Origin of the sequence: Streptomyces kunmingensis (assembly GCF_039533535.1) — a bacterium.
Taxonomy (GTDB): Bacteria; Actinomycetota; Actinomycetes; order Streptomycetales; family Streptomycetaceae; genus Streptomyces; species Streptomyces kunmingensis.
This window is the reverse complement of the sequence record NZ_BAAATS010000030.1, coordinates 373,248-387,549: the sequence shown is the minus strand read 5'-3', so window position 1 is coordinate 387,549 and position 14,302 is coordinate 373,248. Positions and strand designations below refer to the sequence as shown.

Sequence of the window (14,302 nt, the reverse complement as noted above, 5' to 3'; positions counted from 1 at the left end):
GAAGTGCGCCTCGCAGGGGCGCGGGGAACGGCGCGCTCAGCCCCCACCGGGCCGCGGACGCAATACGCCCTAGGGGCGCGGGGAACTGCGCGCTCAGCCCCCACCGGGCCCGCAGCCGCAATGCTCCTCGCAGGGGCGCGGGGAACTGCGCGACCAGCCCGCACAGGGGGGCGCGGCCCGTGATGTACCCGGCACCTAGCGGCGAGCGGCGGCGTGGCGCTCGAGGAACGCCGAAACCCCCGCCGCCCGCCGATGCGGCAGCAACACCCGCGCCGTGGTCGCCAGCATCGACTCGATCCGCGACGAGCGGACGTCGCGGAGTATGCCGAGCGCCCGCGCCCCCGCGGAAGCGGCCTCGTCCGGCTGACCGGAGCGCGCCAGGTCGTCCGCCAGCTCGGCCGTGTACAGAGCGATGTTGCGGGTGAAGTGCGGGTCCTGGAGGGCGACGGCCCGTCGCGCGTGCTGGGCCGCGCGCCGCCACTCGCCCAGCGCCGACCAGCACTGCGCCTCCAGTCCCTCCAGCTCGGCCTCGCCGTAGAAGGACATCCACTCCGGGTCCGCGTCCGAGCCGCCCCGCGCGAACAACGCCTGCGCCCGCGCGAGGGACCGCTCGCAGGCGCCGCGGTCGTCGAGCCCGGCCCAGCCGCCCGCCTCGCGCAGCGACAGCAGCGACAGCAGGCGCGGCGAGCCGAGCGGGGCCGCCACCCGGGTCGCCGCCTGCGCGGCCCGTACGGCCTCGCGCGGGCGGCCCACGTCCCGCGCCAGGAACGCGGCGTTGCAGAACGCGTGCGCCTCCAGCGCCTCGTCGCCCGCCATCCGCGACGTGGCCAGCGCCTCCGCGTAGTGCGAGCGCGCGTCGTCGAACCGGCCCGAGTCGTGCGCCAGCCAGCCGACGGAGATGGCCAGCTCGCCCGCCCCGGCCTGGAGCCGGTCGGTGATGTCGCGCTGCGCGGTGCCCGAGTCGAGAAGTTCGAAGGCGGTCCGCAGCGGCGCCGCCGCCCGCCGGTACAGGCCGTCGGCGCCGTGCCGGTCGTCGAGCAGCCGGATCCGCCGGATCGCCTCCTCCACGGCGCGTGCGCCGGCCCGCGCGGGGTACCGGTCGAGGGCGGTGTCACCGGGAGCGGCGCCGGGTGGGACGTCGAAGGGGGTCAGGGTGGCGACGGCGACGGTGGCCGTCGAGCCGGTCATGCCGGTCATGAATGCGCGACGCCGCACGTCGCTCTCCTCATGGTGCGTGTACTCGGTGACTTGGGGATCTCGAAGGGTCTGGGGGGTCGCGGCGCTCCGGGGTCGCGTGTGCGCGGTGGCCTCGTAGGGGCGGGCGCTGCGGCCGCGTACCGAGGCGCGGGGCGCGAACCCGAGGTCCGCGAGCGACCGGCCGGGGAACATGTGCAGGAACACCCGCTCGTACGCGTAGTTGGGGCAGCGGATCGCGCCGGCCTCCACGCGTCCGATGTAGCGGGCGTCGCAGCTGACGCACTCGCCGATCTCGCGGGCCGCGCGCCGCACCGCGGCCGCGAACTCGCCCGGCGAGCGCTGCCCGCGCAGACGCCGGAAGGCGACGTTCGGGCGCGGGGGCTGCGGCGCCGAGATGTCCGGAGGATACGGAGACGACGTCATGGGCGGGTCCTCCCGTGCGAACCGTGCCGGACGCCTGGGGAGTCGGCGGTACTCGGGAAGCCGGTGACGTTCGCGAGCCGGAGACTCCCTTGTTCCGGCGAGACCAGAAGGTACCGGCTGTGACGGTATCGACACGCAGTGTTTGGCTACAAACGGGATATCTCACCCACGATCTGCCATGAACTGCCATCCTTTGCGGCGGCGTGCCGCCGTTGCCGTTGACGGCCTGAGGCGTTGAACCATGCGGCGACACCCCAACTGGCAGCAATGCCATGTACGCGAAGAGCGAGGAGGGGCCGACGTGTTGGACGCCTCACAACCCATGACGTCACCACCCGCCGAGTCGTTGTCGACGGCGCGGCACCGTCCGACCGAGGAGAACAGCGCGCAGCCCCCCGGCGCCTGCGACCTGGTGACGGTGCCGTCCCGGCAGGGCCTGGAAGCGGTCGACATCCTGCGCCGCGGCAGCACGGAGCCGGTGGGCCCGGTCCTGCACGACGGCGGCGAGAACCTCGGCTTCCTCGTGCCCCCCGGCACCGCCGACGGCTGGGACGTCCCCGGCAGCGCCTGTACGCAGACCCAGGGCCGGGGCATGTCGCTCGCACCGCCCGTCGAGGGCACCGGCTGGCTGCTGCCCCCGGCCCCCGACGGCGAGCAGGACGCCGACCTGGTCACCGACCCGACGGTGCTGCGGGCCGCGCTCGACGAGGCGGCCCGGCTGATCGAGGCCGCGGACAACTGCCGCTGAGCCGATCCGCCGCGGGCCAAGGATAATGGCCGGATGGCAAGGTCACGCGGGAACCAGGGGCGCAAGGGCGAGCGGAGCGGCCGGGGGGCCCGGGAGTCCGTCGTGCGCAGTGTCGAGGGAGGGCTCGCCGAGCTGATACCCGACCGGGACCGGCCCTCCGGCTGGACGCTGCTCCTCGACGGCGCCCCGCAGTCGCACGTCGACCTCGACGACCCGGCCCACCTCACCTTCGAGTACCAGCGCCGCATCGGCCACGTCCTCGACCTCGCCGCGGACCCGGGCCGCCCGGTCCAGGCCGTACACCTCGGCGGCGGCGCCTTCACGCTGGCGCGCTACATCGCGGCCACCCGGCCGCGCGCCACCCAGCAGATAGTCGAGCGGGACGGCCCGCTGGTCCAACTCGTGCGGGAACAGCTCCCGTTGGACCCCGGCGCCCGGATCCGGGTCCGTACGGCCGACGCCCGGGAGGCGCTCGGCAAACTGCCCGACGACTGGGCCGACGTACTCGTCGCCGACGTTTTCAGCGGAGCCCGCACCCCGGCCCACCTCACCACCACGGAGTTTCTCGGCGAGGTGCGCCGCGTGCTGCGGCCGGCCGGTACCTACGTCGCCAACCTCGCCGACGGCCCGCCGCTCGCCCACCTGCGGGCCCAGATCGCCACCGCCGCGGCCGTCTTCCCCGAACTCGCCCTGGTCGCCGACCCGACGGTGCTGCGCGGCAAGCGCTTCGGCAACGCGGTCCTGGCGGCGTCGGCGCTGCCCCTGCCGGTCGCCGAGCTGACCCGGCGCGCGGCCGGTGACCCGCATCCCGGGCGGGTGGAGCACGGCCGGGCGCTGAAGGACTTCGCGGGCGGTGCCGTACCGGTGACGGACGCCACCGCGAAGGCGTCCCCGGCGCCGCCGCCCTCCGTGTTCCGCTGATCCGGCCGGGGTGATGACACAGGCCGCTCAGTACGTGGCGATCTCCACGGACGGGCGGTGATCGTGCCAGGTGCAGAACACCGACACCCGCTGGTTCCCGGACGTGAACTCGACCCGGATCCACGTCGTCTGCTTCCACACCTGCACCGACCAGCCGGCGCCCGGCGTGGCCGACACCAGCGTCGCCGACGTCTCACCGAGGTCGAAGACGGCACGGCCCCCGGCCGTCGCGTAACTCTTCACGTTTCCGGCGTCCCCGCTGTTCCCGCTGTTCCCGCCGTTCCCGGAGGGTGCGGTGCCGGGCGATGACGTACTGGGCCGGGGGGTCGTCGACGGCGTCCGGCGCGGTGTCGACGGCCCGGCGGACGGCCGGGACGGCGTCGCCGACGGGGACGGCTGCGGCCGGTGCGTGGAAGAGGCGAGCGGCGACGCCGAGTCGGAGGCGTCGGCGGCGACCACCGGCAGCGCCCTCGGCGGGTCGTACGCCGTACCCGACATCACCGTGTGCACGCCCCACCACGACAGGGTCACCGCCGCGCCGGTGGCGAGCAGCCACGCCACCGCGTGCACCAGACCCCGGCGCAGGGGGCGCGGCACCCCGGGGACGTCCGGGGTCTCGAGTGGCGGCGGTGGCGTCGGTTGCATCGCGGGCCATACTGCACCACGCCCGCCACCGCTGTCCCGCAGAGCCCCGCCTCACCCGGAAGGAGGGCCTGATCGGCCGGATGGCGTACGGTGCCGCCCATGGCAAGTGTGCTCGTGGTCGAGGACGACCAGTTCGTACGCTCGGCCCTCATCCGGCACCTGACCGACGCGACGCACACCGTGCGCAGCGTCGGCACGGCCCTGGAGGCGCTGCGCGAGGTCGCTCATTTCCGGTTCGACGTGGTCATCCTCGACCTCGGACTGCCGGACCTGGACGGGGCCGAGGCGCTGAAGATGCTCCGCGGCATCACCGACGTGCCCGTGATCATCGCCACCGCCCGCGACGACGAGGCCGAGATCGTGCGGCTGCTGAACGACGGCGCCGACGACTACCTGACCAAACCGTTCTCGCCCGAGCACCTGACCGCGCGGATGTCCGCCGTGCTGCGCCGCTCCCGCTCCAGCGCGGGCGCCGAGCCGCCGTCCCGGGTCCTCCAGGTCGGCGGCCTGTCCATCGACCCGCTGCGCAGACAGGCCGAACTGGACGGCGCCCGGCTCGATCTGACCCGCCGCGAGTTCGACCTGCTGGCCTTCCTCGCCGGGCGCCCCGGCGTCGTCGTACCCCGCAAGGAACTCCTCGCCGAGGTGTGGCAGCAGAGTTACGGGGACGACCAGACCATCGACGTACATCTGTCGTGGCTGCGGCGGAAGTTGGGGGAGACCGCCGCGCGCCCCCGCTATCTGCACACGCTGCGCGGGGTCGGCGTGAAGCTGGAGCCGCCGTACGTGGAGCCCGCCTCGTGAGGTGGGCGCTGGTCAGGGTCTGTCTGGCGGTCACGACCATGGTGGTGGTGGCGTTCGCCGTACCGCTCGGCCTCGTCATCAAGGAGATGGCACGCGACCGGGCCTTCTCGAACGCCGAGCGGACCGCCGCCGCCATCGGGCCCACCCTCTCCATCACCACGGACCGCGACGAACTGGCCCGCGCCCTCGCCACCGCGCAGACCGGCGGCGAGGAGCGGATGTCGGTGTACGTACCGGCCGGCGGCGGGAACCCCGAGATCCGCCTCGGCCGGCAGCGGGTGGCCGCGGAGAAGCTGGACATCAACCGCGCCAGGACCGACGAGGTCCCCGGCGGCTCCGTCTGGCTGCAGCCGATCGCCGTGAGCACCGGGAAGATCGCCGTCGTCGAGGTCTACGTCCCCGAGGCCGAGGTCAGCAACGGTGTGACGACCGCGTGGCTCGTGCTCGCGGGCGTCGGCATCGCGCTCATCATCGGCTCGGTGGCCGTGGCGGACCGGCTCGGGGTGCGGATGGTGCAGCCCGCTCAGCGCCTGGTCGGCGCCGCGCACGAGCTGGGGGAGGGCAGGCTCGGCGCGCGGGTCCCGGAGGACGGGCCGAAGGAGCTGCGGCTGGCCGCGGTCGCCTTCAACTCCATGGCCGACCAGGTCGTCCAACTGCTCGCCAACGAGCGGGAGCTGGCGGCCGACCTGTCGCACCGGCTGCGTACACCGCTCACCGTGCTCCGGCTCAACGTCGCCTCGCTCGGGGACGGCACCGCCGCCGAACAGACCCGGGTCGCCGTCGAGCAGCTGGAGCGCGAGGTCGACACCATCATCCGTACGGCGCGGGACGCGAAGCCGCAGACCGTCGCGGCCGGACCGGGCGCGGGCTGCGACGCCGCCGAGGTGATCCGCGAGCGGATGGACTTCTGGTCGGCGCTCGCCGAGGACGAGGGCCGCAAGGTCCGCGTCGCCGGGATCGACCGGCCCGTACGGATCCCGGTCGCCCGGGGCGACCTGGTGGCCGCCCTCGACGCGCTGCTCGGCAACGTCTTCCGGCACACCGCCGAGGGCACCGCCTTCGCCGTCGACGTGCACAGCGGTGAGGACGCCGTGATCGTGCTGGTCTCCGACGCGGGGCCCGGCATCCTCGACCCGGAGGCGGCGATGGCCCGCGGCAAGGGGTCGGGCAGCGACGGCTCGACCGGGCTCGGCCTCGACATCGTGCGCCGCCTCGCCGAGTCGACCGGCGGCGACGTCCGCATCGGCTCCTCCGTGCTCGGCGGCACCGAGGTGCGGATCTGGGTGCAGCTCTACGGGCGCGGCCCGGGGGAAGGGCGCCGCAGCCGTGGGCATCGGGGCCGGGAACGCAAAGGACTGGTCTCGACCTTTAATCGCTCCCGATCCCTTCCTTAAGCCAACCCTAAGATCCGTAACTCCCGCCCCGGTTGCCCCAATTGACGGTTTCCGGCTCGCTAGCGTGCTGCCGCACCCCCAACACCCCCCGTACAGCAAAAGGCAGGCACGCGATGAGCAGCACGCACCGGCGCAGGGTCAGCGGCAGGAACAAGGCGATAGGCGGCATCGTCGCGGCGGCCGTCGTGGGCGGCGGCGCGTTCGTCTTCGCGTCCAGCGCGTCGGCGGCCCCGGTCGGCGCCGCGTTCACGAAGACCAGCAGCTGGTCCGGCGGCTACACCGGCCAGTACGTCATCAAGAACGACACGGGCGAGGCCCAGTCCGACTGGACGCTGGAGTTCGACCTGCCGTCGGGCACCAAGCTCAGCTCGCTGTGGAACGCCGAGTCCTCGGTCTCCGGCTCGCACGTCACCGTGAAGCCCGCGAGCTGGGACAAGAGCGGACTCGCGGCCGGCAGGTCCGTGAACGTCGGCTTCGTCGTCTCCGGTGACGCCGAACCGACCGGCTGCCTCATCAACGACACCAAGTGCTCCGTCGACGGTGGCACGACCCCGGAGCCGAGCGGCCGCCCGACGGACACGGCGACGCCCACGCCCACGCCCACCCCGTCCACATCAGCGCCCTCGTCCCCGGCCTCCCCCTCCACGGGTACGGGCTCGGGCTCGACGGCGGGCGCCGGCTTCGCCCCGTACGTCGACACCTCGCTCTACCCCAAGTTCGACCTGGTCGCCTCCTCCAAGGCCACCGGCGTCAAGGAGTACAACCTCGCCTTCATCACCTCCGGCGGCACCTGCTCCCCGAAGTGGGGCGGCGTGACCGAGCTCGGCAGCGACGAGGTCGCCGCGCAGATCGGTGACCTGAGGGCCGCGGGCGGCGACGTCCGGGTCTCCTTCGGCGGCGCCTCCGGCACCGAGCTGGCGCTGGCCTGCTCCTCGGCGGGCGACCTCGCGGCGGCGTACCAGAAGGTCATCGACCAGTTCAAGCTCACCAAGGTCGACTTCGACATCGAGGGCAGCGCCCTGCCGGACACGGCCGCCAACACCGAGCGTGCCCAGGCCATCGCGACGCTGCAGAAGAACAACCCCGACCTGAACGTCTCCTTCACGCTCCCGGTGATGCCCGAGGGCCTGACGTCGGACGGTGTGAACTTCCTGAAGAACGCCAAGACCAACGGTGTGAAGACCGACCTCGTCAACATCATGGCGATGGACTACGGCGCCTCGTACAGCGGCGACATGGGCACCTACGCCGAGCAGGCCGCGACCGCCACGCAGGCGCAGATCAAGAGCGCGCTCGGGCTCGCCGACGCGGCCGCCTGGAAGGCCGTCGCCATCACTCCGATGATCGGTGTCAACGACGTCGCGTCCGAGATCTTCAAGGTCGAGGACGCCACGCAGCTCGTCGCCTTCGCCAAGTCGAAGGGCCTCGGCGGCCTGTCGATGTGGTCCGCGACCCGGGACAAGCAGTGCGAGGGCGGCGCGTCGAACTCGGCGCAGCCGACCTGCAGCTCCATCGAGCAGAGCGCGAACGCGTTCCAGAAGGCGTTCGCCGCCTTCGAGTAGGCACAGGCAACTGAACGACAAGCCATCTCGGACAACGGGGGCCAGCAAGCCCCGGCCGGTTCACCCCCCACCCGGCCGGGGCTTGTGGTGTGAGCGGTTACTGGTCGGCGGGCAGGCCGCCGGCGCGGGCGACCTGCGCGTACCAGGTGGCGCTCGTCTTCGGGATACGGGTCTGCGTCTCGTAGTCGACGTAGACCGCGCCGAACCGCTTGCCGTACCCGTACGCCCACTCGAAGTTGTCCAGCAGCGACCACAGGAAGTAGCCGCGGACGTCGGCGCCCTGGGCGATCGCCTGGTGGATGGCGGCGAGGTGCGCGTGGAGGTAGCGGACCCGGTCCGGGTCGTGGACGCGGCCCTCGGCGTCGACGGTGTCGTCGTAGGCGGCGCCGTTCTCCGTCACGTAGAGCGGAACCCCGGGGGCCTGAGCGGTGTAGTCGAGGAGAAGGTCCGTGAGACCGGTCGGATCCACCGGCCAGTTCATCGCGGTGACCTCACCGGGCGCGTGGTGGAAGACGACGTCGTCGGCGGCGGGCCAGGGGGAGTGGTCACTGGCGCCGTGGCCGTCAAGCCTGGGACCGTCCTGCTCACCGCGGGGACCGGAGACGACAGCGGGGGTGTAGTAGTTCAGGCCGATGAAGTCGAGAGGCTGGTGGATCAGGTCCGTGTCGCCGTCCTGCACGAACGACCAGTCCGTCACGCGCGCGGTGTCGGCGATCAGGTCCTCGGGGTAGGCGCCCTTGAGCAGGGGGCCGGTGAAGACGCGGTTCGCGAGCGCGTCGATCCGGCGCTTGGCGTCCAGGTCGGCGGGCGCGTCGGTGAGGGCCCGCACCACGCTCGGGTTGAGGCTGATGCCGATGTCCGCGCGGGCCGGGAGCGTGGCACGCAGCGCCGAAGTGGCCAGGCCGTGGCCCAGGTTGAGGTGGTGCGCGGCGCGCAGTGCGGCGGCGGGATCGGTGCGGCCCGGGGCGTGCACTCCCGATGCGTATCCCAGGAAGGCGCTGCACCAGGGCTCGTTGAGGGTCACCCAGCTCTCGACGCGGTCGCCGAGCGCCTCGCCGACGATCCCGGCGTACTCCGCGAACCGGTACGCGGTGTCGCGCTCGGGCCAGCCGCCGGCGCTCTCCAGCTCCTGCGGCAGGTCCCAGTGGTACAGGGTCACCACGGGCTTGATGCCGTGCGTGAGCAGCTCGTCGACGAGACCCCGGTAGAAGTCGAGCCCGCGCTGCACGGCGGGACCGCGTCCGGTGGGCTGCACGCGCGGCCAGGCCACGGAGAAGCGGTACGCGGTCAGGCCCAGGTCCGCCATGAGGCGCACGTCGTCGCGCCACCGGTGGTAGTGGTCCACGGCGACATCGCCGGTGTCACCGTTGGCTACCTTGCCCGGGGTGTGGCTGAACGTGTCCCAGATGGAGGGGGTCCGCCCGTCCTCCCGTACGGCGCCCTCGATCTGGTAGGCGGCGGTGGCGGAGCCCCAGAGGAACCCTGTCGGGAAGCGGGTCGTCGCAAGGGCGGGGGTGCCCGTGGGGGCGGTGGTGGTTGTGGTGCCGGTGTTGTCAGTGGTGGTCATAGGAGCGCTCCCATGGGTTGTGGAGGGGACGGATCGGGGCGGGGCGGAGGGGGCGTCCGCCGCGGCCGGTGGGTCTGGGCGCGGGCTGCCGTGTGCCGGGCGCGGGCTGCCATGTGCCGGATGGGGCTGTGTGCCGGGTGCGGGCGCGTCGTGGCTGGTCGCGCAGTTCCCCGCGCCCCTGGGGGCATGCGGCTTCGCCGCAGCCTCAGGAGGGCGCGCAGGCTCCATGGCGTCTCGATCGGCGCGCCCGTGCGCCCCTGAGACGGCGCACGAAGTGCGCCTTTCAGGGGCGCGGGGAACTGCGCGACCAGCCCCCACCGGGCCGCAGACGGTGAACTGACCGAGCCACCCCCGGCGGGCACCGCGGGCACCGCAGGCACCCACCCCGGCCCAGCCCTACCTGCTACCCCTTGACGGCACCCTGCATGATGCCGCCCACGATCTGCTTGCCGAACAGCAGGAAGGCGATGAGCAGCGGCAGCGTACCGAGCAGCGCGCCGGCCATGATCACCGAGTCGTCGGGGATGTAGCCGGTGCCCAGCGCGTTGAGGGCGACCTGGACCGTCGGGTTCTCCTGGTTGAGGGCGATGATCGGCCACAGGAAGTCGTTCCAGGCCATGACGAACGTCAGCAGCCCGAGCACGGCCATCGCGGGCCGCGCCGCCGGGAAGACGACGTGCCAGACCACACGCAGACTGCTCGCGCCGTCGACGCGCGCCGCCTCGATCAGCTCGGTCGGCAGCGCCTGCACCAGGTACTGCCGCATGAAGAACGTACCGAAGGCGCTGACCAGGGTCGGCAGGATGACGGTCTGCAGCTGGTTGGCCCAGCCCAGGTCCGACATCCACAGGTACAGGGGGACGACCGCGAGCTGCGGCGGGACCATCATCGTGCCGATGGTCGCCATCAGCAGCACGCTGGAGAACTTGAACTTCAGCTTGGCGAAGGCGAACCCGGCGAGCGTGGAGAAGAGCACGGTGCCGACGGTGATGGACGTCGCCACGAGGATCGTGTTCCACATGGCGGTGCCCATGCCGGCCTGGGTCCAGGCGGTATCCAGGTTCTTGAACAGGTTGCCGCCGAACCAGAACGGCGGCGGTGTCTGCGCGAGCCGGGCGTTGGTGCGCGAGGCCGCGATCGTCGTCCACAGCAGCGGCGCGAGCGAGACCACGGCGAACAGGACCAGGACGACGTAGGTGACGGGCCCCGCGTGCAGCTGCTTGCCCGCGCCCATGATCCGCCGGCGCCGGACCGGCCCGGCGTCGGGGCCCTTCGCCACCTCGGCCGGCGGCGTCACATCACTGATGGTGGTCATTGGGTCTTCCTCAGCCGTCGGGTGACCAGCAGGTTGATCGCGGCGATGACCAACAGGATCAGGAACATCGACCAGGCGATCGCGGACGCCTTGCCGAGGTTGCCGACGATCCAGCCCTGGTCGTACATGTACAGGCCGAGCGTCTGGTACTGGTGCTCGGACCCGCCCTTGGTGCCGCTGACCCCGCCGAACAGCAGCGGCTCACCGAAGAGCTGCGTCGCACCGATCGTGGAGACGACCACGGTGAACAGGATCGTCGGGCGCAGCATCGGGATCGTCACGTGCCGGAACTGGTGCCAGCGGTTCGCGCCGTCCAGGGAGGCCGACTCGTACAGATCGGCCGGGATGGCCTGCATGGCGGCGAGGTAGATCAGCGCGTTGTACCCGGTCCACCGCCAGATCACGATGGAGGAGACCGCGAACTGCGAACCCCAGTCGGACTCACGCCAGTTGACCGGGTCGATACCGATCAGGTCGAGCGCCCAGTTGATCATGCCGTTCTCGGGGGAGAACAGCAGGACGAACACGAGCGTCGCCGCCGCCACCGAGGTGGCGTACGGGGTGAGCATGATGACGCGCCACACGGTGGAGCCGCGCAGGCGGTAGTTGAGCATGTGCGCGAGCCAGATCGCCACGACCAGCTGCGGCACCGTCGACAGGACGCCGATGCTGAACGTGTTCTTCAGGGCGTTCCAGAAGAAGTCCGACTGGAAGAGGTTCGTGTAGTTGTCCAGGCCCGCCCAGGTCTGGCTGTCGAGGGACGACAGCTGCACGTTGTGCAGCGAGTACCAGGCGGTGTAGAGCAGCGGCACCAGCGAGAAGGCGCCGAAGATGATGAAGAAGGGGGAGATGAACGCGTACGGGGACGCCTTCATGTCCCAGCGGTACAGCCGGCTGCGCCAGGAGGAGGAGCCCGGCGGGGTGGAGCCCGGCGGTGTACCGCGGCCTTGAGCGCCCCGGGCCGCGCCCGACTCCTTGGGGGAGTCGGACGCGGCGTCGGCGCTCGACGCGGTGCGCGCGAGAGCCTGTTCGGAGCTGGTCACTGGCCGAGCACGTCCTTGACCTCAGCGGTGGCCGCGTCCCAGCCCTGGGCCGGGGACTTGCCCTTCTGCTCGACCTGGAGGATGCCGGTGTCGGTGATCGCGGTGAGGATCGGCTGGTCCTTGGCACCGTGGAACGCCGTCGGGATGGTCTTCGCGGCGTCGGTGAAGATCTGCGTCATCGGCGCGTTCGAGAAGTAGGCGGTGGTCTCCGCGGACATCTTGAGGTCGTCGTACGCGTCACTGCGGGACGGGAAGCTGGCCTGCTTGGCGAAGACCTTGTCCTGCTGCGCGGGGTCGGTCAGCCACTTGGCGAGGGCGATGGCTTCCTTCTGGTGCTTGCTCGCCTTCGGGACACCGATGAAGGAGCCGCCCCAGTTACCGGCGACGGGCGCGGGCGCCACGTCCCACTTGCCCTTGCCGGCCTCGCCGGACTTCTCCTGGATGTAGCCGATCATCCACGGCGGGCAGGCCACGGTGGCGAAGGTGCCGTTCGCGTAGCCCTGGTCCCACGGCTTGTCGAACTGCTTCAGCTTGGCCGACATGTCGGAGGTGGCCGCGGTCATGGCGTCGTTCCAGGCCCGCTTGACGCCTTCGGACTTGTCCCAGACGACGTTGCCGTCCTTGTCGTAGTACTGGGTGGTCTCGCTGCTGATCGCCGAGTTGTAGACGGAGGCCGCGGAGTCCACGAACTTGGTGCCCTTGGGCGCCTTCTTCATGTACTGCTTGCCGAGGTCGACGTACTTGCTCCAGTCGCCCTTCCACAGCTTGGCCAGCTCATCGCGGTCGGTGGGCAGACCGGCCTTCTCGAAGAGGTCCTTGCGGTAGCAGAGGGCCATCGGGCCGATGTCCGTACCCAGGGCGATCGTCTTGCCGTCCTTGGTCGTGGCCTGGGCGTTCTTGAAGTCGAGCCACTTGGACTTGTCGACTTCCTTGCCGATGTCGATGAACTTGTCGGCCTGGGTCTGCACGGCCTCGGTGATGTTGCCGATCTCGATGGCCTGGATGTCGTCGGTACCGGAACCGGCCTGCAGACGGGTGAGCGTCTTGGGCCAGTACACGTCGGTACGGGTGGTGACGTTCTCCTTGATCGTGATGTCCGGGTGCAGCTTCATGTACTCGTCGTACAGACCGGCCTGCTTGTAACCGAAGGTGCCGAAGGTGCCGACCGTCAGCGTGGTGCCGCCGTTGCCGCCGGAACCGCCGCCCGCGTCGTCGGAATCGCCGCCGTCGTCGCTCGCGCATCCGGCAAGCAGCCCTGTGGCCAGGGTGGCGACGACCGCGAAGGTCATCGCGCGTCGGGACATACGGGCAGTGCGCATTGCGTCCTCCAAGTGCTCAATTGCTCTAACGTGCCGATCCCGGCCAACTGCCATGCTGGACCCGTGTGTTCACTCGCGGCTCGGGCGGGAAACGTGCGGCTTCTGTATGCGTCCACTAGGGTGGGAGCGCTCCCATGTGTGATGTGTTGAAGGGTCGCCGCTCGGCCCGGGGGTGTCAAGAGACTCGGCAGCGACAACTTGCCGCGGTTATCGGGCTGTTAGATTCCGCGTGAGACTTGGGGAGGTATGAGTCATGGCGGCTCGCGGCACTCACGGCAGGCGTCCCACCCTCGAGGAGGTCGCGGCCCGGGCGGGCGTGGGCCGCGGCACGGTCTCCCGCGTGATCAACGGATCGCCGCGGGTCAGCGACCGCACCCGCGCCGCGGTCGAGGAGGCGGTCGCCGAGCTCGGCTATGTCCCGAACACGGCGGCCCGCGCTCTCGCCGCCAACCGGACGGACTCCATCGCCGTGGTGGTTCCGGAAGCGGAGTCCCGGTTCTTCTCGGAGCCGTACTTCTCCGGCATGGTCGGCGGCGTCGGCATGGCCCTGGCCGAGTCCAACCTCCAGCTGCTGCTGACCTTCGCCCGCGGCGAGCGCGAGCAGGACCGGCTGGCCGCCTACCTGGCCGCCCACCGCGTCGACGGCGTCCTGCTCGTCTCCGTGCACGCCGACGACCCCCTCGCGGACCGGCTGCTCCAGATGGACATCCCGACGGTGATCAGCGGCCCGCGCTCGGCCGACGAGCCGCTGCCCTCGGTCGACACCGACAACTACGCGGGCGCCCGCTCCGCCGTCGGACATCTGACCTCACGCGGCCGCCGCTCCGTCGCGATCATCACGGGTCCGCTCGATGTGTACGGTGCCCAGCGCCGTCTCGCCGGGTACGAGGGGCAGCTGGCCGCGGACGGGATCGCGTACGACGAGAAGCTGGTGGCGTACGGCGACTTCACGGAGGAGGGCGGCCGGCGCTGCATGGCCGAGCTCCTGGAGCGCAGCCCGGGCCTCGACGCGGTCTTCGCCTGCTCCGATCTGATGGCCTCCGGCGCGCGTCAGGTGCTGCGTGAGAAGGGCCGCCGGATCCCGGACGACGTCGCCCTGGTCGGCTTCGACGACTCGGTGATCGCCCGCCACATGGAGCCGGGCCTCACGAGTGTGCGCCAGCCCACCCGTGACATGGGCCGGGCGATGACGGCGCTGCTCCTCGACGAGATCGCGCTGGCCGCCGACGGCAAGCGCTCCTCGGTGCGCCGGGGCGCCGAGCGTCATGTGGTGCTGCCGACCGAGCTGATGATCCGCGCCTCGTCCTGAGGCCCCCGGCCCTGCGGGGCGGGGAAGCATCGAAGGCCCCGGTTCTCTCGAACCG

General features: G+C 71.6%; 12 protein-coding genes. 6 read left to right on the top strand and 6 right to left on the bottom strand.

The window, feature by feature from the left end:
* Window positions 1–195: 195 nt before the first annotated feature.
* Window positions 196–1,620 (bottom strand): NsdA family TPR-like regulatory protein, encoded by a 1,425-nt coding sequence (locus ABD366_RS35060; protein WP_344443108.1) that lies wholly within the window; start codon window positions 1,618–1,620, stop codon window positions 196–198.
* A gap of 322 nt (window positions 1,621–1,942) precedes the next feature.
* Here ABD366_RS35060 and ABD366_RS35055 point away from each other — a divergent pair, with 322 nt between their 5' ends.
* The gene (locus tag ABD366_RS35055) at window positions 1,943–2,368 is read left to right on the top strand and encodes a hypothetical protein (protein ID WP_324774927.1); all 426 of its coding nucleotides are present in this window, start codon (window positions 1,943–1,945) and stop codon (window positions 2,366–2,368) included.
* Between the two features lie 33 nt (window positions 2,369–2,401).
* Window positions 2,402–3,289, top strand: coding sequence for a spermidine synthase (locus tag ABD366_RS35050; protein WP_324774862.1), 888 nt, complete (start codon window positions 2,402–2,404; stop codon window positions 3,287–3,289).
* A 27-nt stretch (window positions 3,290–3,316) separates the two neighbouring features.
* On the opposite strand, the gene ABD366_RS35045 is transcribed toward ABD366_RS35050, so the two are convergent.
* The gene (locus ABD366_RS35045; protein ID WP_324774864.1) at window positions 3,317–3,934 is read right to left on the bottom strand and encodes a hypothetical protein; all 618 of its coding nucleotides are present in this window, start codon (window positions 3,932–3,934) and stop codon (window positions 3,317–3,319) included.
* Between the two features lie 99 nt (window positions 3,935–4,033).
* Between ABD366_RS35045 and ABD366_RS35040 the strand changes: the two genes are divergently transcribed.
* The 3 genes from ABD366_RS35040 to ABD366_RS35030 all read left to right on the top strand — a co-directional run bounded on the left by ABD366_RS35040 (window position 4,034) and on the right by ABD366_RS35030 (window position 7,694).
* Window positions 4,034–4,738, top strand: coding sequence for a response regulator transcription factor (locus ABD366_RS35040; RefSeq protein ID WP_324774866.1), 705 nt, complete (start codon window positions 4,034–4,036; stop codon window positions 4,736–4,738).
* Complete coding sequence (locus ABD366_RS35035) at window positions 4,735–6,132, top strand: sensor histidine kinase (RefSeq protein WP_324774868.1); 1,398 nt, start codon at window positions 4,735–4,737, stop codon at window positions 6,130–6,132. Before ABD366_RS35040 ends, ABD366_RS35035 begins: the two co-directional genes overlap by 4 nt.
* Before the next feature lie 113 nt (window positions 6,133–6,245).
* Window positions 6,246–7,694, top strand: a complete 1,449-nt coding sequence (locus ABD366_RS35030) for a glycoside hydrolase family 18 protein (RefSeq protein WP_324774870.1) — start codon at window positions 6,246–6,248, stop codon at window positions 7,692–7,694.
* Window positions 7,695–7,791: 97 nt separating this feature from the next.
* On the opposite strand, the gene ABD366_RS35025 is transcribed toward ABD366_RS35030, so the two are convergent.
* The 4 genes from ABD366_RS35025 to ABD366_RS35010 all read right to left on the bottom strand — a co-directional run bounded on the left by ABD366_RS35025 (window position 7,792) and on the right by ABD366_RS35010 (window position 12,938).
* Window positions 7,792–9,261, bottom strand: a complete 1,470-nt coding sequence (locus ABD366_RS35025; RefSeq protein ID WP_324774872.1) for a GH1 family beta-glucosidase — start codon at window positions 9,259–9,261, stop codon at window positions 7,792–7,794.
* Window positions 9,262–9,664: 403 nt separating this feature from the next.
* Window positions 9,665–10,576 carry a carbohydrate ABC transporter permease gene (locus tag ABD366_RS35020; RefSeq protein ID WP_324774874.1) on the bottom strand — a complete coding sequence of 304 codons (912 nt, stop codon included), beginning with the start codon at window positions 10,574–10,576 and terminating at the stop codon, window positions 9,665–9,667.
* The gene (locus ABD366_RS35015) at window positions 10,573–11,619 is read right to left on the bottom strand and encodes a carbohydrate ABC transporter permease (protein WP_324774876.1); all 1,047 of its coding nucleotides are present in this window, start codon (window positions 11,617–11,619) and stop codon (window positions 10,573–10,575) included. Before ABD366_RS35015 ends, ABD366_RS35020 begins: the two co-directional genes overlap by 4 nt.
* Window positions 11,616–12,938 (bottom strand): ABC transporter substrate-binding protein, encoded by a 1,323-nt coding sequence (locus tag ABD366_RS35010; protein ID WP_324774878.1) that lies wholly within the window; start codon window positions 12,936–12,938, stop codon window positions 11,616–11,618. Before ABD366_RS35010 ends, ABD366_RS35015 begins: the two co-directional genes overlap by 4 nt.
* Window positions 12,939–13,191: 253 nt before the next feature.
* Between ABD366_RS35010 and ABD366_RS35005 the strand changes: the two genes are divergently transcribed.
* Window positions 13,192–14,247, top strand: coding sequence for a LacI family DNA-binding transcriptional regulator (locus tag ABD366_RS35005; RefSeq protein WP_324774879.1), 1,056 nt, complete (start codon window positions 13,192–13,194; stop codon window positions 14,245–14,247).
* The last annotated feature ends 55 nt before the right edge of the window (window positions 14,248–14,302 follow it).

What these genes read in the sequence shown, in the direction of transcription:
- ABD366_RS35020 (WP_324774874.1), bottom strand. Translation starts at nt 10,576, where the DNA reads ATGACCACCATCAGTGATGTGACGCCGCCGGCCGAGGTGGCGAAGGGC.
- ABD366_RS35040 (WP_324774866.1), top strand. Translation starts at nt 4,034, where the DNA reads ATGGCAAGTGTGCTCGTGGTCGAGGACGACCAGTTCGTACGCTCGGCC.
- ABD366_RS35010 (WP_324774878.1), bottom strand. Translation starts at nt 12,938, where the DNA reads ATGCGCACTGCCCGTATGTCCCGACGCGCGATGACCTTCGCGGTCGTC.
- ABD366_RS35030 (WP_324774870.1), top strand. Translation starts at nt 6,246, where the DNA reads ATGAGCAGCACGCACCGGCGCAGGGTCAGCGGCAGGAACAAGGCGATA.
- ABD366_RS35055 (WP_324774927.1), top strand. Translation starts at nt 1,943, where the DNA reads ATGACGTCACCACCCGCCGAGTCGTTGTCGACGGCGCGGCACCGTCCG.
- ABD366_RS35060 (WP_344443108.1), bottom strand. Translation starts at nt 1,620, where the DNA reads ATGACGTCGTCTCCGTATCCTCCGGACATCTCGGCGCCGCAGCCCCCG.
- ABD366_RS35025 (WP_324774872.1), bottom strand. Translation starts at nt 9,261, where the DNA reads ATGACCACCACTGACAACACCGGCACCACAACCACCACCGCCCCCACG.
- ABD366_RS35005 (WP_324774879.1), top strand. Translation starts at nt 13,192, where the DNA reads ATGGCGGCTCGCGGCACTCACGGCAGGCGTCCCACCCTCGAGGAGGTC.
- ABD366_RS35045 (WP_324774864.1), bottom strand. Translation starts at nt 3,934, where the DNA reads ATGCAACCGACGCCACCGCCGCCACTCGAGACCCCGGACGTCCCCGGG.
- ABD366_RS35050 (WP_324774862.1), top strand. Translation starts at nt 2,402, where the DNA reads ATGGCAAGGTCACGCGGGAACCAGGGGCGCAAGGGCGAGCGGAGCGGC.